This is a genomic window from Burkholderia sp. AU45388 (assembly GCF_030481585.1).
In the GTDB taxonomy this organism is placed as follows: domain Bacteria; phylum Pseudomonadota; class Gammaproteobacteria; order Burkholderiales; family Burkholderiaceae; genus Burkholderia; species Burkholderia sola.
The window spans coordinates 96,573-116,798 of record NZ_JAUJPV010000002.1 but is presented as its reverse complement, the minus strand read 5'-3'; the positions used below and the strand labels follow the sequence as shown (position 1 = coordinate 116,798).

Annotated in this window: 19 protein-coding genes and 1 pseudogene; 9 read left to right on the top strand and 11 right to left on the bottom strand. The window is 67.6% G+C overall.

Features of this window, described 5'->3' with window-relative positions; all coding sequences use genetic code 11:
* Positions 1-19: 19 nt before the first annotated feature.
* Together QZM72_RS04345 and QZM72_RS04340 are read right to left on the bottom strand one after the other, a co-directional pair.
* Positions 20-1,408: an NCS2 family permease gene (locus tag QZM72_RS04345; RefSeq protein ID WP_301737300.1), complete on the bottom strand. Its 1,389-nt coding sequence runs from the start codon at positions 1,406-1,408 to the stop codon at positions 20-22.
* Between the two features lie 473 nt (positions 1,409-1,881).
* A complete protein-coding gene (locus QZM72_RS04340; protein WP_301737299.1) occupies positions 1,882-2,559 on the bottom strand; it encodes a TetR family transcriptional regulator in 678 nt (225 codons plus the stop codon).
* A 48-nt stretch (positions 2,560-2,607) separates the two neighbouring features.
* Here QZM72_RS04340 and QZM72_RS04335 point away from each other — a divergent pair, with 48 nt between their 5' ends.
* Positions 2,608-3,273: an O-methyltransferase gene (locus QZM72_RS04335; RefSeq protein WP_089470728.1), complete on the top strand. Its 666-nt coding sequence runs from the start codon at positions 2,608-2,610 to the stop codon at positions 3,271-3,273.
* A 122-nt stretch (positions 3,274-3,395) separates the two neighbouring features.
* Here QZM72_RS04335 and QZM72_RS04330 read toward each other — a convergent pair whose 3' ends face one another.
* From QZM72_RS04330 to QZM72_RS04305, 6 genes are all read right to left on the bottom strand, one after another.
* Positions 3,396-3,914: a DUF3455 domain-containing protein gene (locus tag QZM72_RS04330; RefSeq protein WP_301737298.1), complete on the bottom strand. Its 519-nt coding sequence runs from the start codon at positions 3,912-3,914 to the stop codon at positions 3,396-3,398.
* Positions 3,915-4,133: 219 nt separating this feature from the next.
* Positions 4,134-5,249: an alkene reductase gene (locus QZM72_RS04325; RefSeq protein ID WP_301737297.1), complete on the bottom strand. Its 1,116-nt coding sequence runs from the start codon at positions 5,247-5,249 to the stop codon at positions 4,134-4,136.
* A 62-nt stretch (positions 5,250-5,311) separates the two neighbouring features.
* The gene (gene dkgB, locus QZM72_RS04320; RefSeq protein WP_301737296.1) at positions 5,312-6,118 is read right to left on the bottom strand and encodes a 2,5-didehydrogluconate reductase DkgB; all 807 of its coding nucleotides are present in this window, start codon (positions 6,116-6,118) and stop codon (positions 5,312-5,314) included.
* Between the two features lie 148 nt (positions 6,119-6,266).
* On the bottom strand, positions 6,267-7,217 hold the full coding sequence (locus QZM72_RS04315) for an LLM class oxidoreductase (protein ID WP_301737295.1): 951 nt from the start codon (positions 7,215-7,217) through the stop codon (positions 6,267-6,269).
* A gap of 13 nt (positions 7,218-7,230) precedes the next feature.
* Entirely contained in the window at positions 7,231-7,554 is a 324-nt protein-coding gene (locus QZM72_RS04310; protein ID WP_301737294.1) for an adenylate cyclase, read from the bottom strand.
* 28 nt (positions 7,555-7,582) lie between these two features.
* Positions 7,583-8,785 carry an MFS transporter gene (locus tag QZM72_RS04305; protein WP_050012129.1) on the bottom strand — a complete coding sequence of 401 codons (1,203 nt, stop codon included), beginning with the start codon at positions 8,783-8,785 and terminating at the stop codon, positions 7,583-7,585.
* A gap of 101 nt (positions 8,786-8,886) precedes the next feature.
* Between QZM72_RS04305 and QZM72_RS04300 the strand changes: the two genes are divergently transcribed.
* Positions 8,887-9,828 carry a LysR family transcriptional regulator gene (locus QZM72_RS04300; protein WP_089470722.1) on the top strand — a complete coding sequence of 314 codons (942 nt, stop codon included), beginning with the start codon at positions 8,887-8,889 and terminating at the stop codon, positions 9,826-9,828.
* 70 nt (positions 9,829-9,898) lie between these two features.
* Here QZM72_RS04300 and zwf read toward each other — a convergent pair whose 3' ends face one another.
* Positions 9,899-11,374, bottom strand: coding sequence for a glucose-6-phosphate dehydrogenase (zwf, locus tag QZM72_RS04295; protein ID WP_301737293.1), 1,476 nt, complete (start codon positions 11,372-11,374; stop codon positions 9,899-9,901).
* 202 nt (positions 11,375-11,576) lie between these two features.
* Here zwf and QZM72_RS04290 point away from each other — a divergent pair, with 202 nt between their 5' ends.
* The 5 genes from QZM72_RS04290 to QZM72_RS04270 all read left to right on the top strand — a co-directional run bounded on the left by QZM72_RS04290 (position 11,577) and on the right by QZM72_RS04270 (position 16,772).
* Positions 11,577-12,155 (top strand): TetR/AcrR family transcriptional regulator, encoded by a 579-nt coding sequence (locus QZM72_RS04290; RefSeq protein ID WP_301737292.1) that lies wholly within the window; start codon positions 11,577-11,579, stop codon positions 12,153-12,155.
* A 165-nt stretch (positions 12,156-12,320) separates the two neighbouring features.
* Entirely contained in the window at positions 12,321-13,196 is an 876-nt protein-coding gene (locus tag QZM72_RS04285) for an SDR family NAD(P)-dependent oxidoreductase (protein WP_301737291.1), read from the top strand.
* A 259-nt stretch (positions 13,197-13,455) separates the two neighbouring features.
* A complete protein-coding gene (locus QZM72_RS04280) occupies positions 13,456-14,073 on the top strand; it encodes a glutathione S-transferase family protein (protein WP_301737290.1) in 618 nt (205 codons plus the stop codon).
* A gap of 99 nt (positions 14,074-14,172) precedes the next feature.
* Complete coding sequence (locus QZM72_RS04275; RefSeq protein WP_301737289.1) at positions 14,173-16,242, top strand: pyridoxamine 5'-phosphate oxidase family protein; 2,070 nt, start codon at positions 14,173-14,175, stop codon at positions 16,240-16,242.
* 50 nt (positions 16,243-16,292) lie between these two features.
* Positions 16,293-16,772 (top strand): nuclear transport factor 2 family protein, encoded by a 480-nt coding sequence (locus QZM72_RS04270; RefSeq protein WP_301737288.1) that lies wholly within the window; start codon positions 16,293-16,295, stop codon positions 16,770-16,772.
* Between the two features lie 99 nt (positions 16,773-16,871).
* On the opposite strand, the gene QZM72_RS04265 is transcribed toward QZM72_RS04270, so the two are convergent.
* Together QZM72_RS04265 and QZM72_RS04260 are read right to left on the bottom strand one after the other, a co-directional pair.
* The gene (locus QZM72_RS04265; protein WP_301737287.1) at positions 16,872-17,777 is read right to left on the bottom strand and encodes a LysR family transcriptional regulator; all 906 of its coding nucleotides are present in this window, start codon (positions 17,775-17,777) and stop codon (positions 16,872-16,874) included.
* Between the two features lie 288 nt (positions 17,778-18,065).
* Positions 18,066-19,103, bottom strand: a complete 1,038-nt coding sequence (locus QZM72_RS04260) for an AraC family transcriptional regulator (protein ID WP_301737286.1) — start codon at positions 19,101-19,103, stop codon at positions 18,066-18,068.
* 65 nt (positions 19,104-19,168) lie between these two features.
* Between QZM72_RS04260 and QZM72_RS04255 the strand changes: the two genes are divergently transcribed.
* A complete protein-coding gene (locus tag QZM72_RS04255; RefSeq protein WP_301737285.1) occupies positions 19,169-19,705 on the top strand; it encodes a carboxymuconolactone decarboxylase family protein in 537 nt (178 codons plus the stop codon).
* Positions 19,706-19,755: 50 nt separating this feature from the next.
* Positions 19,756-20,214, top strand: a pseudogene (locus QZM72_RS04250) (MFS transporter); the annotation flags it as partial.
* Between the last annotated feature and the right edge of the window lie 12 nt (positions 20,215-20,226).

Genomic DNA, 20,226 nt, shown 5'->3' with positions numbered 1-20,226 from the left:
CGTCGCGCATGTCGCGTGCTCAGATCGCCCAGCCGCCGAGATAGAACGTGACGAGCACGGCCGCGATCAACACGGTGCCGACGTTGAGCTTGCGGAATTCGCCGCTGGCGAGGCGGCCGATCACGAGCGTCGAGAAGCCGAGCATGATGCCCGTCACGATGTTCGCGGTCAGCACGATGAACACCGCGCACACGAGGCCCGACATCGCGTCGACCATGTCGTCCATGTGCAGCTTGCTCACGCTGCCGAGCATCAGCAGGCCGACGTACATCAGCGCGGGCGCGGTCGCATACGACGGCACGAGCCCCGCGAGCGGCGAGAAGAACATCACGACGAGGAACAGCAGGCCGACCACGGCCGCCGCGAGCCCCGTCTTCGCGCCGGCGGCCACGCCGACGCTCGACTCGATGTAGGCCGCCGCCGGTGCGCCGCCGAGAAAGCCGGAGAAGATCGAGCTGATCGAATCGGCGGTCAGCGCGCGGCCGCCGTTGACGATGCGGCCGTTCGCGTCGAGCTGGCCGGCCTGGCCCGCGACCGCGCGGATCGTGCCGGTCGCGTCGAACACGGCGGTCATCACCAGCGCGAGCACGCTCGGCAGCACGGCCATCGACAGCGCGCCCTTGATGTCCATCGCGCCGATCAGCGATGCGTGGCCCGGTGCGCTCAGCGACGGCAGCGCGAAGATGCCGCGGTATTTCACGGCCGGATCGAAGATCAGGCCGAACACCGAGATCGCGATCACGACGAGCAGGATGCCGCCCGGCACGCGACGCTTTTCGAGGCCGAAGATCGCGGCGAGCCCGACGACCGACATGATGACCGGGAACGCGGTGATCTGGCCGAGCGACACCGGCAGGCCGGCGCCCGGGTTCTTGATCACGAGGCCGACGTCGTTCGACGCGATCAGCAGCAGGAACAGGCCGATGCCGATCCCCGTGCCGTGCGCGACGCCCGCGGGCAGGTTGCGCAGGATCCACGAACGCACGCCGGTGACCGAGATGCCCGTGAACACGAGACCCATCAGGAACACGGCGCCGAGCGCGACCGTCGGATGCAGCCCCTTGCCGAGCACGAGGCCGAACGCGGTGAACGCGGTCAGCGAGATCGCGCAGCCGATCGCGATCGGCAGCTTCGCCCACAGGCCCATCAGCAGCGAGCCGAACGCGGTGGTGAGACACACCGCGACGAACACGGCGCTCGTGTCGAAGCCGGCCTTGCCGAACATGCCGGGCACGACGAACACGGAATAGACCATCGCGAGGAAGGTGGTCACGCCGGCAATGATCTCGCGACGCTGCGTGCTGCCGCGCGACGAAATGCCGAAGTAGCGGTCGATGACTCCCTTGGTGCCAAAGTCAGTTTCTTCCGCGCCGACGCCGACCGTCGGCTGCACCGGGGTATCACTCATGAGCTTGCTCCTTTATCAGCATGCTGAAACGGCCCGTTGCGAACCGTCGTCAGGGTGTCTCGTATCTAGTTGGGATTGTTCGGCAACGTCGCGGGGACGCCTGACGCGCGATGCGTGTCGTTACGTGCGAATCGAAACGATCGCGAGGGTGTCGCGTCGGACGACGCGTGGTGTGGTCGACCCCGTCACGTGTGCTTTGCCGTAGCGAAGGTTAGGCGAGCCGCCCATCACGTCCCATCGGGGGAAGAGCATGCAGCGCATGTCGCAGCGCTTATATCGGCGTGCAACGGGGCTCCGTCGCGCCGACACGCGTGTATACGCCTAGTTGGAATCCGTTAAGGCGACTATTTGAATGCAGGGTCGGCGGGTGAGGGCGCAAGCGGGCGGGCATCCGGTATTACGAATGACTTTCAATGCGGCCCGGAAGGCCGGCGCGCGTGCGGTGTCCGTTCCGGTACGGCACGGCGCGGCGCTCAATCGCGCGCGAGATGCGCGAGATACGCGCAGAACATGTCGGCCATCGCGTCCGAGTACGCGTCGATTTCCGCGGGCGTGCGTGCGGTTTCCGAGAACGCCTTGCCGCCCGTCGTGAGCGTCGTCAGGATCAGCTCGCACGCGAGCGCATGCGTGGCGTCGGGCACGTCGGGCAGCGCTTCGCGGATGAACGCGCGGAACGCCCGGTTGCCCTCGGCCTTCACTTCCTGCGCCTCGGGCGCGTCGCGATAGAGCGGGGCGGCATCGTCGAGGGCGATCCGCATCGGCGCTTCGTCGCATTCCGAGCGGATGAACGCATGGACGGCGGTGCGCAGCCGCTCGGGCGGCGCCTTCGTCGTGTCCTGCAGCATCCCGCACAGCATGTCGTGCGTCTGCCGCCACTCGTCGTGCTGGAGCCGGAACAGCACGGACGCCTTGTTCGGGAAGTACTGGTACAGCGAGCCGACGCTCACGCCGGCCCGCTCGGCGACGCGCGCCATCGTGAAGCGCTGCGCGCCTTCGCTCGCCAAAACCTGAATAGCCGCCTGGAGGACATCCTCGACGAGACGGGTCGAGCGTGCCTGTCGAGGCTGCTTGCGCGTGGCGATCGGGGCGTTTCGGCGGTCGGTCATGAGCGGTCTGCCAATGCGAATAGTAAAACCTGAATAGTTCGTCATATTCTAGTCGGGTGCAACGACGCACTCAACCCGATACCGGAGATTCGCATGACTACCCTGATGCTCGACCCGCTGGCTTCGCTGCTGGCGCGCCTGTTCGATGAAGCCGACGCGTCGTCCCCGGCGACGAGCCCCGCCTTCGCGAACGTGTCGCGCGACGAGCAAGCGCGACTGATGCGCAGCAAGACGGACTACGCCGATCTGTATGCGCGCCTGAAGGACTATCCGCTTCCCGTGTCGCGCGAGACGGGCACGCTGCTGTACATGCTCGCGCGCAGCGGCGGAGCCAGGACGATCGTCGAATTCGGCACGTCGTTCGGCATTTCGACGCTGCATCTCGCGGCCGCGCTGCGCGACAACGGCGGCGGCCGGCTGATCACGAGCGAGTTCGAGCCGTCGAAGGTCGCACGCGCGCAGGCCAACCTGGCAGCAGGCGGATTGGCCGATCTCGTGGAGATTCGCGAAGGCGATGCGCTGCGCACGCTGGCCGCCGATCTTCCGGATGCGGTCGACCTGCTGCTGCTCGACGGGGCGAAGGCGCTGTATCCGGAGATTCTCGCGCTGGTCGAGCCGCGGCTCAGGGCGGGCGCGTTCGTCGTGGCCGACAACGCGGAATACAGCCCCGACTACCTCGCTTACGTGCGCGCGCCGGAAAACGGCTATCTGTCGGTGCCGTTCGGCGGCGACGTCGAATTGTCGATGCGGCTGCGCTGACGAGACGGAACGAGGGTGCCGGCGATTTCACGCTTCCCTGCATCAAATATAGGAAAACTGATTGAATGGAAGCGTGGCGCAAGGCGACGGGATGGTGCCCGTCGTTTGCGGCGTCGTGCGCGTTACTTCAGGAACACGTAGCGCGCGAAGTACGGAAAGCGGCCGACCGCGTGCTCGGTCGTGCACGTCGCGGCCGGCGGCGTGCCGCCCGCCGTGTCGAGCCGCTGCACGAAGCGCACGCCGGCGAGCGTGCCGGTTGCGGCCGGCGTCGCCGCGAGCAGCAGTTGCGGAATGCCGGCCGGGCTTGCGCTTGGCGCTTCCGCGCGCTTCTTGCCGGTAATGCGGCTGCCGTCGAGCGCTTCCCACGACGGCCCTGCGCCGTGCCGGACGACGAGCGTGCCGCCGGCATCGAACAGCAGCGCTTCGGGGTGCTGGAATGTCCACGCGAGCCGGTGTTCGGCATCGTATTCGCACGTGTAGACCTGCAAGCCGCTCGCGGTGGTCGACAGCACCGGCGTGGCCGGCTCGGGCGGCGCGAGACCGGCAGCGTCGTCGGCATGCGCGGGCGCGGTGAATGCCGCGAAGGAAAGACCGGCCGCAACGGCCAGCAGCATGTCGCGTGTCGGGGAGCGGCTTGGCATGGCGCGGCGTCCTTTCAGGTCGGGTGACGGTCGTGTGGAGTCGATCCTGTCAACACTAGACGCCGATCGCGTGGGCCGCAACCCGGAAATGACAATCGCGGCGATAGTCGCCGCGATTGCCGAAGGGCTAAGGCGCGATCAGCGGATCGCGGCCGGGTTGATGTTGACCTGCGTCGAGCCGACGTACGGCGGCTGGCCGGGCACGAACAGGAGAATCGTTCAGGCCGCGGCTTGCGCGAGCGTCGGGTAGTCGGTCAGGCCGTGGGCGCCGCCGCCGAACAGCGTGTTGCGATCGTGCGGCGCGAGCGCGGCGCCGGTGCGCAGCCGCTCGGGCAGGTCGGGGTTCGCGACGAACGGGCGGCCGAATGCGACGAGATCGGCCCAGCCGGCGGCGATCGCTTCGCGGGCGCGCTCGGCGGTGTACGCGCCGGCATAGATCAGCACGCCCGGGAACGCGGCGCGCAATTGCTGCTTGAAGGCGACCGGCATCAGCGGCGCGTCGTCCCAGTCGGCTTCCGCGATGTGCAGGTAGCCGACGCCGAGTTCGCCGAGCAGCTTCGCGGCGGCGAGGTAGGTCGTTTCCGGATCGTCGTCGACGCAGCCGTTCAGCGTGGTCAGCGGCGCGAGGCGGATGCCCACGCGCGATGCGTCGCCGGTCCCTTCGATCAGCGCCTGCGCGACTTCGCGCAGGAAGCGCAGACGGTTCTCGAGCGAGCCGCCGTATGCGTCGGTGCGCGTGTTCGCGTTCGAATCGATGAACTGGTTCACGAGGTAGCCGTTTGCGCCGTGCAGCTCGACGCCGTCGAAGCCGGCTTCGATCGCGTGACGCGCGGCGGCGCGATATTGATCGACGGTCTCGCGGATCTCGTCGACGGACAGCGCGCGCGGCTCGGACGCCTGCACGAAGCCCGGCGTGCTGCCGTCCTCGCCGGCGATGAACACGTTCACGCCCTTCGCTTGGAGCGGCGACGACGACACGGGTTGCGCGCCGCCGAGCAGGCTCGTGTGGCTCAGCCGGCCGACGTGCCACAGCTGCGCGAAGATTCGGCCGTGCGCGGCATGCACGGCGTCCGTCACCTTGCGCCAGCCGGCGACCTGCGACGGCGTGTGAATGCCGGGCGTCCATGCATAGCCCTTGCCGAGCGGCGCGATGTAGGTGCCTTCGCTGACGATCAGGCCCGCACTCGCGCGCTGCGCGTAATACGCGGCCATCAGTTCGTTGGCTTCGTCGCCGGGCTGGCTCGCGCGCGAGCGCGTCATCGGCGGCATCACGATGCGGTTCGGCAGCGTCAGCGCGCCGAGTCGCAGCGGTTGGAAAAGCGGGTCCTGGGTCATGGTGGTGTCCTCTCAGTGTCCGCGGCCGGCTGGCCGCGGGCGGTCGATCAAGAAAGCGGCGTTCAGTCCCACTTCGGCGCGAGGCCGGCCGGGTCGACTTCGCGGCCGTTGCGTTCGAGCGCGGCGATCTGCGCCATGTCGGCGTCGGTCAGGCGCAGCGTTTGCGCGAGCAGGTTGCTTGCGAGGTTCTCGCGCTTGGTCGACGACGGGATCACCGAGTAGCCGAGTTGCAGCGCCCACGCGAGCGCGACCTGCGCCGGCGTCGCGTCGTGACGCTGCGCGATCGCGCCGATCACCGGGTCGCCGAGCACCTTGCCGTACCCGAGCGTCATGTACGACGTCACGTGAATGCCTTCGGCGTTCAGGAACTCGACCAGCTTGCGGTTTTGCAGGTACGGGCTCAGTTCGATCTGGTTCGTCGCGATCGCGTCCTTGCCGACGGCCGCGATCGCTTCCTTCGTCAGTTCGATGTTGAAGTTCGAGATGCCGATCTGGCGCGTGAGGCCCTTCGCCTTCGCGTCCGCCAGCGCGGTCATGAACGCGTCGATCGACACGCCGTTGCCCGGCGCCGGCCAGTGAATCAGCGTCAGGTCGACGACGTCGGTGCGCAGCTTGCGCAGGCTTTCCTCGAGGCTGGCCGCCAGTTTTTCCGGCGCGTAGTTGTCGACCCAGATCTTCGTCGTGAGGAACAGGTCTTCGCGGCGCACGCCCGACGCGGCGATCGCTTTGCCGACTTCGGCTTCGTTGCCGTAGATCTGCGCGGTGTCGATCGCGCGGTAGCCGACTTCGAGGCCGTTGCGGACCGAGTCGATGACGACCTGGCCTTGCAGGCGGAACGTACCGAGGCCGAATGCGGGAATCTTGCTCATCATGTGCTCCTGAAAGTGAGGAAACGATTGCGGTATGGACGTCATTCTGGCGCGTGAGACTGATGAGATAAACGCCTTCATAAGCCAAAAATATTTGATTTAAAGTCAAATATTGGTTGCGCCGCGGGCGTCCGGACCGTGGTCGCCCTTATGCGACGCGCGTCTGCGGCGTCGTGTTCCGGTGGAACGCGGGCAGCACGTCCGCCGCGATTTCGGCCATCGTCTCGTCGAGCGGCCGGCGGTTGCGGCGGAAATGCAGGCCGATGTGCTGCACGCCCGCGTCGCGCATCGCCGCGAGTTCTTCCGTCAGCGCGAGGCGCCCCGCGCGGGCGCCGAAGCGGTGCCGCTGAAGCGGTTCGTACGGATCTTCCGCGAGGTCGAGGTGGATGAAGCTCACGTACGGCTTGTCGCCGGCCACCGCGTGCCAGTTCGCGGCGCGCTGCAGGTGATCGGCCGGCGTGCCCGGATACGCGAGACAGCCGTCCATGTGCTCGCCGATCCACTCGGGCGTTTGCTGCGCGAGACCCGCGACGAGCAGCGGCACCGGCGAACGGGCGGCTGGCAGCACTTCCAGGCCGGGCGGCAGATGCTCGCGCGCGCCGTCGCGCAGCAGCGCGATCTGGTCGCGGAAGTTCGCGCCGCGCGTGGCGAAGTCGCGGCCGAACAGCGGATATTCGACCGGCCGGTCGCCGCTCGCGACGCCGAGCAGCAGGCGCCCGCCGCTCAGTTCCTGGATCGTCGCGGCCGATTTCAGCGTCAGCAGCGGCTCGCGCAGCGGCAGCACGACGGCCGCGGTGCCGAGCAGGATGTCGCGCGTGATCCCGGCGAGGTAGCCGAGATACGAGAACGTTTCGAACACCTGCGCGGCGTCGCCGAACGACGGATCGTACACCGGCACGTCGCGCAGCCAGAGCGCGCGAAAGCCGAGCGTGTCGGCCAGTTGCGCGAGCTCCGCGTGGATGTCGAGGCTGGGCACGCCGGGGTGGCGGCCGTCGTGCCGGCGTTTCGCGTTGCCGGACGGGGTCCAGTCGTTGTCGAGCGGCAGTTCGACGCCGATGCTGAAGCCGCCGGCGGCGAGCGAGTCGAGTGAAGTGGACATGGTCGGGCTCCGTTCAGACCGCGCGCAGGCTGCCGTCGAGCCGGTGGAAATCGAGCGACGGCGCGGTGAAGAACGAGCGCGACGTGCCCGCGGCGAAATCGTCGATATGCACGACGGTCGCGCGATCGGCTTCTTGCCACGAGATCGCGTAGGTGTCGCCGGCGATCGGCTGCCACGTGTATTCGACTTCGCCGATGGCGCCCGCGTACGGGCCTTCGGTGATCGCGTAGCGCATGTGGAGGCCGTCTTCGTCGTACGCGTTGAGCGCGGTGAGGCCGTCGTAGCGGACTTCGAAAGTCTTGCCGGCGAACGGCGGACGTTGGGTCGATGCGTTCATGCTGAGGGCTCCTGCGAAAGGATGACGTTCAATGGGCGAGTTCGACGGGTTCGGCCGTGCGTTCCGGCAGGCCCTGACGGCTGTCGAGACGGCCGCTCAGCGCAGTGAGCGCAAACGCGCCGAGCGTGACGACGGCGGCGATCCACGGCGTGTGGCCCAGGCCGACGTTCGCGACGATCAGGCCGCCGAGCGACGACCCGCCCGCCACGCCGAGGTTGAAGGCGGCGATGTTGAAGCCCGATGCGACGTCGGTGGCGTCCGGCGCGAAGTGGCGCGCCTGCTTGACGACGTACACCTGCAGCCCCGGCACGTTGCCGAACGCCACGGCGCCCCACGCGAGCATCGTCAGCACCGCGAGCCATTTCACGTGGATCGTGAAGGTCAGCGCGAGCAGCACGATCGCGAGCAGCAGGAAGATCCGCTTGAGCGCCTTCACGGGGCCGACGGCGTCCGCGAGCTTGCCGCCCCACACGTTGCCGACCGCCACCGACACGCCGTAGCCGACGAGCACGAGGCTGACCTGCGACGGCGTGAAGCCGGCGATCTGTTCGAGCAGCGGCGCCATGTACGTGAACGCGATCAGCGAGCCGCCGTAACCGACCGCCGTCATCGCATAGACGAGCAGCAGGCGCGGCTGGGCGAGCACGCGCAACTGGCGGGCGAGCGGGGCGGGCGGCGTCTGCGGCAGCCCGCGCGGCACGAAGGCAACCGCGCCGAGGAACGCGACGAGGCCGAACAGCGCGACGATCAGGAACGTCGCGCGCCAGCCGAAGTGCTGGCCGATGAAGGTGCCGAGCGGAATGCCGGCGACGAACGCGACGGTCATCCCGCTGAACATCGTCGCGATCGCGCTGGCGGCCTTGTCCTTCGGCACGAGCGTGGTCGCGATGATCGAGCCGACCGAGAAGAACACGCCGTGCGCGAGGCCGGTGAGCACGCGCGCGACGATCAGCGATTCGTAGCCCGGCGCCTGCCATGCGACGAGGTTGCCGACGGTGAAGAGCGCCATCAGCCCGGCGAGCAGCGCCTTACGCGGCACGCGGCCGGTGAGCGCGGTGAGAAGCGGCGCGCCGATGGCCACGCTGAGCGCGTACAGGCTGACGAGCAGGCCGGCGGACGGCAGGCTGACGCCGAGGTCGGCGCCGATCGTCGGGATCAGCCCGACGATCACGAATTCGGTGGTGCCGATGGCAAAGGCGCTGATGGTCAGCGCAAGCAACGCGAGTGGCATGACGGGATCCGGGTTTCAGTAGGAACGGATCGCAGTGTGCCGGCTTTACTTTTGCGGAAAAACTGGTCTATAAACCAAATTGTTTTGATTTCAAATCAACAATGAAGATCACCCTAGACGAACTCCAGGCCTTTGCCGCCGTGGTCGACACCGGTTCGATCACCGCCGCCGCCCAGCAGCTCGACCTCACCGTGTCGGCGACGAGCCGCACGCTCGCGCGGCTCGAGGAAAAGCTGAAGACCACGCTGCTGCGCCGGACCACGCGCCGGCTCGAACTGACGGAGGAAGGGCGCGCGTTCCTGCAGGACGCGCGCGCGATCATCGAATCGGTCGAGAACGCGGAAGAGCAGATGCTCGCGCGGCGCGAGATGCCGTCCGGGCGCCTGCGCGTCGACGCCGCGACGCCGTTCATGCTGCACGTGATCGTGCCGCTCGTGCGCGGCTACCGCGAGCGCTTTCCGAAGGTCGAGCTGGAGCTGAACAGCAACGAGGGCATCATCGACCTGCTGGAGCGGCGCACCGACGTCGCGATCCGGATCGGCCGGCTGAAGGATTCGACGCTGCACAGCCGGCGCATCGGCAACAGCCGGGTGCGCATCCTCGCCAGCCCCGACTACGTCGAAGCGCACGGGCAGCCGCGCAAGGTCGACGATCTGCCGAAGCACACGCTGCTCGGTTTCACGCAGCCCGAATCGTTGAACGTATGGCCGATCCTCGGCACGGACGGCGAGCCCTGCCGCATCGAGCCCGACGTCTGGTCGTCGAGCGGCGAGACGCTGCGGCAGCTCGCGCTGGCGGGCACGGGGGTCGTATGCCTGTCGGATTTCGTGACCGCGCAGGATCGCGAGGCCGGGCGGCTCGTGCAGGTGCTCGCGCGCCAGACGCTCGACGTCCAGCAGCCGATTCACGCGGTGTACTACCGCAATACCGCGATCTCGTCGCGGATCGCGTCGTTCGTCGACTACCTGATCGAGGTGCTGGGCGGCGGCAGCGGCGGCGATGCGCCGGCGCGGCGCAAGGCCGCGTGGATGGAGCCGCAGTAGCGGCGCAGCGCAGGCGGCGCTGCCCTGCGGAATCCGGCGTGCCGCGCGGCGGCACGCCGTCGTGCGGCGATTACGCCTCTTCGGCCCACGACATCCCGTCGCGCGCGAGCAGCGCCGACGAAGCCGCGGGCCCGAACGTGCCGGCCGTGTACAGGCGCGGCCGGTCGCCGAGCTGCTTCCAGCCGTCGAGAATCGGCTCGACCCACGACCACGCGGCTTCGAGTTCGTCGCGGCGCATGAAGTGCGTGAGGCGGCCGCGGATCACGTCGATCAGCAGCCGTTCGTACGCTTCCGCGCGCCGTTCCGGAATCGCCTGCTGCAGGTCGAGGTTCAGGCTGACCGGCACCATGTTCATTCCGCTGCCCGGCTCCTTCGCGAGCATCTGCAGCTGGATCGACTCTTCCGGCTGGAGCTGGATCACGAGACGGTTGCCGTAATTGCGGGGGCCGGTCGGGATGATCGAGAACGGCATGTCCGCGAACTCGATCACGATTTCCGACTGGCGGCGCTGCAGCCGCTTGCCGGTGCGCAGGAAGAACGGCACGTTCGCCCAGCGCCAGTTGTTGATGTGCGCGCGCAGCGCGACGAAGGTTTCCGCGCGGCTGTCCGCCGGCACGTTGTCTTCCTCGAGATAGCCCTTCACCGGCTGGCCGTCGACCGCGCCGGCCGTGTACTGGCCGCGCACGGTGTCGCGCGCGACGTCCGACAGCGACATCGGCCGCAGCGAGCGCAGCACCTTCAGCTTTTCGTCGCGCACCGCGTCCGGGTCGAGCGACACGGGCGGCTCCATCGCGACGATGCACAGCAGCTGCAGCAGGTGGTTCTGCACCATGTCGCGCAGCGCGCCGGTATGGTCGTAGAAGCCCGCGCGGCTGCCGACGCCGACCGTTTCCGCGACCGTGATCTGCACGCTGCGGATATTCGGCGCCTGCCACAGCGGCCCGAAGATCGGGTTGCCGAAGCGCAGCACCATCAGGTTCTGCACGGTTTCCTTGCCGAGATAGTGGTCGATCCGGTAGATCTGCGATTCCTCGAAGTGCTTGCCGACCGCGTCGTTGATCGCCTTCGCGGACGCGAGATCGTGGCCCAGCGGCTTTTCGAGGACGACGCGCGAGTGCGCGTCGACGAGGTGCGCGGCCGACAGGTTGTCGCAGATCGTCGTGAACAGCTCCGGCGACGTCGACAGGTAGAACACGCGCACCGCGTCGCCACGCGCCGCTTCGGCGAGGCGCAGGTAGTCGTCCGGCACGTTGACGTCGATCAGCACGTACTTGAACAGGTCGAGGAAGCGGCTCCACGCGTCGGCGTCGAACGCCTTCTCGTCGATGAACGGGCGCGACTGCTCGTCCATGAACTTGCGATAGCCGTCGATGCCCCAGTCGCGGCGGCCGACGGCGATGATGCGCGTCTCGGGCGGAAGATTGCAGTGCAGGTGCGCCATGTATAGCGCGGGCAACAGCTTGCGGGCGGCCAGGTCGCCGCCGCCGCCGAAGATGATCATGTCGATGGGCCGGTCGGCCGCCGTCTGGGAAGGCTGATTCGTCATGGGAGGTTCGCGGTTTGAAACGGTGAACGTGAAACGAACGTCGAGGGCAATGCGGCGCCGGATGCGCGGGCGCCGGTACGGCAAAACGCAATAGTGCACCGTTTTGATGGATTGCGTATGCGTTCCCGCGGATGTAACAGGGCTTGCGTTCCCGGCGAGGGCTTGAGTATGATTGAGCGCTCACTCATTAAAGGAATCGAACGTGGCCCGTCCGCGCAGTCCCGACAAGCACGAAGCCATCCTCGCCGCGGCCGCGGTCGCGCTCGCCGAGGACGGCGCGACCGCGACCACCGCGCGCATCGCACGGCTCGCCGGCGTGGCGGAAGGCACGGTGTTCACCTATTTCGAAACCAAGGATGCGTTGTTGAACGCGCTGTACGTGAGCCTGAAGGCCGACATGCGCGAAGCGATGATGACCGGGTTTCCGGAACGCGCGCCGGCCGAACAGGCGGTGCGGCATGCGTGGAACGGCTATGTGTCGTGGGGCGTCGCGAATCCGGACGGCCGGCGTGCGCTGCAGCAGCTCGGCGTGAGCGGTCGCATCGACGACGCGCATCGCGCGGCCGGCACCGAGGGCTTCGGCGCGATCCGCGCGCTGCTGCGCGAACAGGTCGCCGCGTCGGGCGGGCTGAACCGCGACGAAGCGCATGCGTTCTGCTCGGCGTTGTTTACGTCGATCGCGGAAACCGCGATGGAATCGATCGCGCGCGATCCTGCGCGGGCCGATGCCTACCGGGAAGCGGGGTTTCGCGCGATATGGGCCGTGTTGCAGACGGTGTGAGCGGAGCAGGGAAGTCATGGCGACGCGTGCGGTGGCTCGCATCTCCATGGCGCGCAGCGAGGTGTCAGGCTGGGCGATGCGGTCAGGAAGGATCGGTTCATCGTCCATATTAATGAGTGAGTAATCATTCATTTTCATCGTTTCACCATGGTCAAGGAGTGGAAAATGTCGAAAGTCTGGTTGGTAACGGGGGCCGCACGCGGCCTGGGGCGCGCGATTTCGGAAGCCGTGCTGGCGGCGGGCGACCGGCTGGTGGCCGGCGCACGCGATCCGGCGCGGCTGGCCGATCTGGCCGAACGGTATGGCGACCGATTGCTGCCGGTCGCGCTCGACGTCACCGACGAAGCGGCGGCGGCGCAGGCCGTTTCGGCGGCCCGCGCCGCGTTCGGCCGCATCGACGTGCTGGTGAACAACGCGGGCTACGGCCATACGGCGCCGTTCGAGCAGATGGGCGCCGACGTGTTCCGCGACCAGATCGAAACGAACCTGTTCGGCGTGATCAACCTCACGCGCGCGGTGCTGCCGACGATGCGCGGGCAGCGCGCGGGGCACATCTTCCAGGTGTCGTCGGTCGGCGGGCGGACGTCGACGCCGGGGCTGTCCGCGTATCAGGCCGCGAAGTGGGCGGTCGGCGGGTTCAGCGACGTGCTCGCGAAGGAAGTCGCGCCGTTCGGTGTGCGCGTGTGCACGCTCGAGCCGGGCGGGATGCGGACCGAATGGGCCGCGCGGGCGAAGCGCGGCGTCGACGATCTGCTGCCCGACTATCAGCCGTCGGTCGGGAAGATCCTCGACCTGCTCGGCGCGTATGGCGGCCGCGAGATTGGCGATCCCGCGCGGATCGCGGCGCTGATCGTCGATCTGTCGCGCCGCGACGACGTGCCGCTGCGCCTGCTGCTCGGCGGCGATGCGCTGTTCGTCTGCGAGCAGGCGGAACGGCAGCGCGCGGAAGAGGCGGCGCGGTGGCGGGACGCGACGCTGTCCACGCAGTTTCCGGACGCGACGCTGCCGGACGGGCTGGATGCGTTGAAGGCGTTCGAGTAAGGGCGGCCGTCGTCGCGGGCGGCGCGTCGAGCGCGCCGCTCGCGCAAGCCCGGTCGCGCGCCGGCGCGATCGACTTCATCAGCGGTCCGGCGCGCAACACGCCGCGTTGGTCCGCATCGCAACGCCGGCTTTCGCCCGACCATTCGCGAAACGAGAACGATCAATTCTCGTCAGCGGGGATTCTGCCGCAACCGTCGAGTTTCTAGACTTGCTCCAAGCGATGAGACCTGCTTGTCGCACCTTCCCAAAGGAAACAGTCATGAAGCTCTACGTTCACCCGCTTTCCGGTCATTCGCACCGCGCCCGCCTGCTCATCTCGCTGCTCGGCATCGAGCACGAACTGATCGAAGTCGACCTGGCCGCCGGCGCGCACAAGTCGCCTGAATTTCTGGCGCTGAACCGCTTCGGTCAAGTGCCGGTGCTGGTCGACGGGGAGACCGTGATCGCCGATTCGAATGCCATTCTCGTGTATCTCGCCCGCACGTCGGGCAACCGCGACTATCTCCCGCAATCGCCCGCGCAGGAAGCCGCCGTGCAGCGCTGGCTGTCCGTCGCGGCCGGCGAGATCGCATTCGGCCCGGCCGCCGCGCGGCTCATCACGGTCTTCGGTGCGAAGTTCAACGCCGACGAAGTGATCGCCCGTGCGCATCGCATCCTCGCGCTCATCGACGCCGAACTCGCGGGGCGTGACTTCATCGTCGGGCCGAAGCCGACCATCGCCGACGTCGCGTTGTATGGCTACGTTGCGCGCGCGCCCGAAGGCAATGTGGACCTGTCCGGCTATTCGAACGTCGCGGCGTGGCTGCGCCGCATCGAAGCGTTGTCGGGCTTCGTCGAGTTCGTGAAGACGCCGGTCGGGCTCGCGGCCGCTGCGTGACCGAGGTCGGCCCGTTGCCCGTGCGGTGACGGAGGGCGACGCCGACGCGTCAAGGCGCGCCGAATGCGTCATGTGCGGATTCCGTCGAGGAGACACATCGTGAGCACGGTATCGAATGAAGCGAACTCGCCGTGGCATCGGGGCGAACTCGAGCTGCAGGAAAAGACAGGCGTGATGCAGAAGATGGACAGCGTGGGACGACGCTTCGTCAGGAACCACATGCCCGACCAACATCGTGCGTTCTTCGCGCAGTTGCCTTTCGTCGTCGTCGGTGCGGTGGCCGACGACGGCGATGCGTGGGCGACGTTCGCATTCGGCCAGCCCGGCTTCATGCAGTCGCCGAACGACAAACGCCTGCGCATCGACACCGTATCCGATCCGAACGATCCGGCTGCCGGCGGCACGCGCGACGGCGCGGCGATCGGCCTGCTCGGCATCGAACTGCATACGCGGCGTCGCAATCGCCTGAACGGCATGATCCGTCGCGGCGAGACGCGCGCATTCGATCTCGACGTCGTGCAGAGCTTCGGCAACTGCCCGCAATACATCCAGTTGCGCGACTTCGCGTTCGTTCGCGAACCCGATACGTTCTCCGCGATCGCACCGGAGGAAAGCGATCGTCTCGACGATCGCGCCCGCGCGATCATCGCGGCTGCCGACACGCTGTTCGTGGCGTCCTACGTCGGCGACGGCGCCGAGCGCCAGGTCGACGTTTCGCATCGCGGCGGCAAGGCGGGGTTCGTGCGCATCGGCGACGACGGCGTGCTGACGATCCCGGATTTCGCCGGCAACCTGTTTTTCGCGACGCTCGGCAACTTCCTGGTCAATCCGCGCGCGGGCATCGTGTTCGCCGACTTCGAAACCGGCGACGTGTTGCAGATGACCGGCGAAGCCGAAGTGGACCTCGATTCGCCGGAGATCGCCGCCTTTCAGGGCGCGGAGCGACTGTGGCGTTTCAAGCCGCGCCGCGTCGTTTATCGTGCCGGCGCATTGCCGTTGCGCTGGACGTTCCGGGCGGAAGGCTGGTCGCCCAACTCGCTGATGACAGGAAGCTGGGACGAGGCCGCGAGTCGCTTGAGCGCCGCCGAACTGGCACGGGCGTGGCGTCCGTTCAGGGTCGCGAAAATCACCGACGAGAGCACGCTGATTCGCTCGTTCCAGCTCGAACCCGAGGACGGCGCCGGATTGGTGCCGCACCTGGCGGGTCAGCACGTGCCGATTCGCGTGCACCTGTCGGAAGGCGGCGATCCGCTCATCCGCACCTATACGTTGTCGAGCGCGCCGTCGGACCGCGTGTATCGCATCAGCGTCAAGCGGGAAGGGCGCGTGTCGTCGCATCTGCATGACGGGGTGCGGGTCGGCGACCGCATCGACGTCCGGGCGCCCGCCGGGCAATTCACGATCGATGCGCTCGAGCGCCGGCCTGCCGTGTTGCTGGCGGCCGGTGTCGGGGTGACGCCGATGCTGGCGATGTTGCGTCACATCGTCTACGAAGGCGCGCGCAAGCGCGGCACGCGCAAGACCTGGTTCTTTCACGCCGCACGCTCCGTGAAGGAGCGCGCGTTCGGCGACGAGATCGGCCAGCTCGCGTCGGCCGCGAACGGCGCGGTGAACGTGGTGCGCGTCCTGTCGGACGCGACCGGCGCGCGCGAAGGCGACGAGTTCGACGTCGCGGGCCGCATCGATGCGAACCTGCTGCGCGCCACGCTGCCGTTCGACGACTACGACTTCTATCTGTGCGGACCGTCGGGCTTCATGCAAGCGGTTTATGACGGGCTCCGCGGCCTGAACGTGGCGGACCACCGAATCCACGCGGAGTCGTTCGGCCCTTCCGGGCTCAGGCGTCGAACCGATGCGGGCGCGAGTACCCCGCTGCGTGCGCCGGCGGATACGCCGACACCCGTCGCGTTCGTCAAGTCGGGCAAGGAAGCGCGCTGGCAACCGGGCAGCGGCTCGCTGCTGGACCTGGCCGAGGCGCGCGGCCTGACGCCCGAATACGGGTGCCGCGGAGGCAGTTGCGGCACCTGCCGCACCCGGATCGTCGAAGGCGCGGTGACGTATCCGGTCGCGCCGGAATTCAAGGTAGCGGACGACGAAGCGCTGATCTGCTGCGCGGTGCCCGCGCATCGCGAATCGGGCGGCGGCGACCGTCTGCTGCTCGACGTGTAATTCAGAACCCTCGTCGCCCGGCGACGATTCCCAACGAAAGGAGTTCGATCATGAAAGACGTCAACGTTGTTCGCCCGCCGCTTCCGCCGTTCTCGCTGGAGACGGCGATCGAAAAAGTGCGGCTCGCCGAAGACGGGTGGAACACGCGCAATCCGGAGCAGGTTTCGCTCGCGTACAGCGTCGACAGCGTGTGGCGCAACCGCGCCGAATTCGCGACCGGCCGTCCGGCGATCGTCGCGCTGCTCGCACGCAAGTGGCAGCGCGAACTCGACTACCGGCTCATCAAGGAGTTGTGGGCATACGGCGGCAACCGGATCGCCGTGCGCTTCGCCTACGAGTGGCGCGACGACGCGCAGAACTGGTATCGGTCGTACGGCAACGAGAACTGGGAATTCGGTGACGATGGCCTCATGCATCACCGCCATGCGTGCATCAACGATCTGCCGATCGCCGAGGCCGACCGGAAGTTCTTCTGGCCGCTCGGGCGCAGGCCCGACGATCATCCCGGCCTGAGCGATCTCGGCCTGTAGGAGCGGCTTGCCTGCCTACCTACCGAACGCGATGCCTGATACGCGTGCCGGTCGGGACGGTTCCGTCGCGCGCGCGCCGCGCCGACTCGCCGGTGCCTGCTATGCAGACCACATCGGCGCCTGGGCTCTCAGCTTTTCGACGCAGAGATCGATGAACGCGCGCGCTTTCCGGTTCGCGTGCCTGCCCTCGCGATGCACGACGTGAACCGGAAGCGGGGCAAGTTCGTGCTCGGCCAGCAGCACGCGCAGCGCGCCTTGCGCGAGTTCGTCGACCACCTGATAGGACAGCAGGCGCACGATCCCGAGACCGGCCGTTGCCGCGGCGATCGCGGAATCGTTCGTCGTGGTCAGCAGGCGTGGCTGGATAGGGACGGCGAGCGTCTTGTCCCGCGCGCGGAAGCGCCATTCGGGCGCCGGCGTGATGCCCGTCGCCTGAATCGTGACGTGAGCCGCGAGATCGTCCGGATGCCGCGGCGTGCTGTGCGCGTCCAGATAAGCGGGAGACGCGCACAGCACGCGGCGTACCTTGCCCACCGAGATCGCCTGCAGCGACGAGTTCGGCAGCTCGCCGATGCGCACGGCCACGTCGGCGCCTTCATCGACGAGATTCACGACACGGTCCAGAAACCAGCAGTTGAGATTGACGAAAGGATGCTGCTCCAGATACTCGAGCGCGATCGGCGTCACGTAGCTCTTGCCGAACAGCACGGGCGCCGTGACGGTGAGCTGGCCGCGTGGCGCATTGCCGGTGCCGGTGGCGGAAAGCTCGGCCGCGTCGATGTCCGCCAGAATGCGCCGGCAGTCTTCGTAAAACGACGCGCCCGCATCGGTGATGCGGACCACGCGCGTCGTCCGCGTCAACAGCCGCACGCCGAGATATTCCTCGAGTTCCGTCATCACGCGGCTGATCACCGACGGCGATACGTTCAGCTTGCGCGCCGCCGATGCGAATCCTTCCGTCTCGACCACCGTGACGAAGGTGGTCATGGCCTGGAGCCTGTCCATGTATGAAAGATATCCGGGTGAAGTGAACGTGGCCTTGCGCGCATCGTGCGCATCCATGTCGCCGCATGGCGGCGGCCAGCATAGCAAAGTTTCGAACCCGCTCCGCCTGTGGGGCCGGTGCGGGACGATCGTTGTTCGTGCAGGCAACATGCATCGTCGACGGATGCGCGGTCGTGGGCCGGCCGCGATGCATGCGGCAACATCGCGAATCCGGTCCGCATGCAGGCGATCGCGCGAACGTCGGTCCCGGACGGAGTCGACGGGCGAACGCGGCGCAAGCATCGTGCGTCAGGATGAACGCACTTCCGGCTCCGCGATTCGCGACGATCGCATGCGCCACTTCGCCGGCGTCATGCCTACCTGCCGTTTGAACACCCGTTGGAACGCGGCCTCGGATCGATAGCCGACCGATTCGCCGATCTCGGCGACGGACATCGTCGTTTGCGCCAGCTTGCGCCCGGCCAGCGCCATGCGGATTTCCGTCAGGACGTCGCTTGCCGAGCGGCTGATCGCCTCGTCGAAGTGGCGTGCGAACGTCGCGCGCGACATGTGGCAGCGCTCGGCCAGCTGTGCCAGCGTCCAGGGCTTTTCGGGCTCGTCGAACATGGCTGCGAGCGCCGGTTGCAGCCGATGACGTTGTGCCAGTGCAAGCAGCCCGCGCGGCGCGTGGCCTGCCTCGGACGCACTGCGCAGGGTCAACGCGAACAGCGCGCCGGATAGATGATCCACGACCGCGGCACTGCCGGCGCGTTGCTCCAGTACTTCCTCGCGCATCAATTCGATGACCCGCGCGAGTCGCGTGGCTGCAAACGCGGCGTCGCGCGTCTGTCCATCGACCGCGGTTACGCTGCTCACGATCAGACGTCGCGGCAGATGGTCGCGCAGCAACTGCTGCGGGACGGCAGGCAGCACGAAGCGCCCGCACAGCACGTCGGTGTTCGCATCGGCGCTGCCGTTCGTCGCAACGGTCAGGCCGTTCCCGTGCCGCTCGCGCGCCGCGCGCGGCGCCTCGCCGCTGCCGTCGTGCAGCCGATGGGCGCTGCCGGACGGAAACACCACGATGTCGCCCGCCTTCATCCGGAGCGTCGGTTCGTCTTCTCCGCCCGTCTCGCACTCGACGACAGCCTCGCCGCGCAACAGGATGTGATAGGGGAGTTCCCACTCGCTCGACTCGGGATGGTCGATGCGCCACGGCGCGCCGAAGTGGCACCGCACGTCAAGCCGCCCGGTGACCGGCATCATCGACAGCAATCGGTCGAGCATTTCCATATGAGACGTTTGAGCATGAAGTTGCGGCAGTATGGCATTAAAGAAATCGTCGCGCATCCCTACACTGACTCCCATGCCATACGACATGGCTAACCGTTCAACCACGAAGCAAGGAGTCGATCATGTCCCGTCTCACCACCATTCGCCCTGAAGAGGCAACCGGCGCGGCCGCCGAAGTGTTCGCGAAGATCAAGAAGGCTGTCGGCAAGGTGCCCAACGCATACGCAACCGTCGGCACGCAAAGCCCCGACGCGCTCGGCGCGGTGCTGGCGTTCGATGCCGCGGTCGCGGCGAGCACGCTCGGCAAGGCCGATATCGAAGTGATCAAGCTGGCGGTCAGCGAATACGCGGGGTGTGATTACTGCGTCGCCGCTCACACGCTGATGGGCAAGCTGGCAGGCCTGACGAGCGATCAGATGAAGCAGGTGCGCGCGGGCGCGGCCACCGGCGACGCCGCGCGCGACGCGTTGGTCGCGTATGTCCGTACGCTCGTCGGCACGCGCGGCACGGTTCCCGTTGCGGCCGTCGATGCGGTGCGCGCGGCTGGCTATACGGAACGCCAGCTCATCGAGATCAATCTGGCCATCGCATCGATCACGTTCACGAACCTCGTCAATCGCGTGAACGATACGACGCTCGATTTTCCGGCCGTGGCGTAACGGCGCGGCGGATCGAGGCCGGCTTCCGACACTGCGTCATTGCGCAATTCGCCGCGCACGTGTCGGACCGGGTCGGACGGCGCCCGGTGCTGATCGCCGGCTTGCTCGGTGCGGCGGTCGCCGGTTGTTCGTTGTTCACGTTGTCGCCGGGCAGCGATTATGCGCATCCGCAACTCGCGCTGATCGCGTGCCTGGCCTGCCACGGCATCATTCTCGGACCGATGGCCGAACTGTTTCCGACGCGGGTGCGCTTTACCGCCCTGTCGACCCGCTATCAGCTCGCATCGGTGCTCGGCGGGTCGATCGCCCCGATCGTCGGCACGCTGCTCGTCAGCTATGCGGGCTCGGCGATCTTCGTCGCGGGTTACGCGATGCTGATGGCGCTCCCCGCGTTCGTCGCGGTGATCGCGTCGCGCGAATCGCGCGGCGAGGACTTCGAGTCACGGTCGATGTCCGCCGGCCATGCGGTTGTGCGGACGACCGACCGGCCGCGCTCGACGCATGCATAAGGAACGCCCGCA

Bases quoted from the DNA above. Each gene is read 5' to 3' on its own strand.
- QZM72_RS04345 (WP_301737300.1), bottom strand. From the start codon at position 1,408: ATGAGTGATACCCCGGTGCAGCCGACGGTCGGCGTCGGCGCGGAAGAA.
- QZM72_RS04340 (WP_301737299.1), bottom strand. From the start codon at position 2,559: ATGACGAACTATTCAGGTTTTACTATTCGCATTGGCAGACCGCTCATG.
- QZM72_RS04335 (WP_089470728.1), top strand. From the start codon at position 2,608: ATGACTACCCTGATGCTCGACCCGCTGGCTTCGCTGCTGGCGCGCCTG.
- QZM72_RS04330 (WP_301737298.1), bottom strand. From the start codon at position 3,914: ATGCCAAGCCGCTCCCCGACACGCGACATGCTGCTGGCCGTTGCGGCC.
- QZM72_RS04325 (WP_301737297.1), bottom strand. From the start codon at position 5,249: ATGACCCAGGACCCGCTTTTCCAACCGCTGCGACTCGGCGCGCTGACG.
- dkgB (WP_301737296.1), bottom strand. From the start codon at position 6,118: ATGAGCAAGATTCCCGCATTCGGCCTCGGTACGTTCCGCCTGCAAGGC.
- QZM72_RS04315 (WP_301737295.1), bottom strand. From the start codon at position 7,217: ATGTCCACTTCACTCGACTCGCTCGCCGCCGGCGGCTTCAGCATCGGC.
- QZM72_RS04310 (WP_301737294.1), bottom strand. From the start codon at position 7,554: ATGAACGCATCGACCCAACGTCCGCCGTTCGCCGGCAAGACTTTCGAA.
- QZM72_RS04305 (WP_050012129.1), bottom strand. From the start codon at position 8,785: ATGCCACTCGCGTTGCTTGCGCTGACCATCAGCGCCTTTGCCATCGGC.
- QZM72_RS04300 (WP_089470722.1), top strand. From the start codon at position 8,887: ATGAAGATCACCCTAGACGAACTCCAGGCCTTTGCCGCCGTGGTCGAC.
- zwf (WP_301737293.1), bottom strand. From the start codon at position 11,374: ATGACGAATCAGCCTTCCCAGACGGCGGCCGACCGGCCCATCGACATG.
- QZM72_RS04285 (WP_301737291.1), top strand. From the start codon at position 12,321: ATGTCGAAAGTCTGGTTGGTAACGGGGGCCGCACGCGGCCTGGGGCGC.
- QZM72_RS04280 (WP_301737290.1), top strand. From the start codon at position 13,456: ATGAAGCTCTACGTTCACCCGCTTTCCGGTCATTCGCACCGCGCCCGC.
- QZM72_RS04270 (WP_301737288.1), top strand. From the start codon at position 16,293: ATGAAAGACGTCAACGTTGTTCGCCCGCCGCTTCCGCCGTTCTCGCTG.
- QZM72_RS04265 (WP_301737287.1), bottom strand. From the start codon at position 17,777: ATGGACAGGCTCCAGGCCATGACCACCTTCGTCACGGTGGTCGAGACG.
- QZM72_RS04260 (WP_301737286.1), bottom strand. From the start codon at position 19,103: ATGCGCGACGATTTCTTTAATGCCATACTGCCGCAACTTCATGCTCAA.
- QZM72_RS04255 (WP_301737285.1), top strand. From the start codon at position 19,169: ATGTCCCGTCTCACCACCATTCGCCCTGAAGAGGCAACCGGCGCGGCC.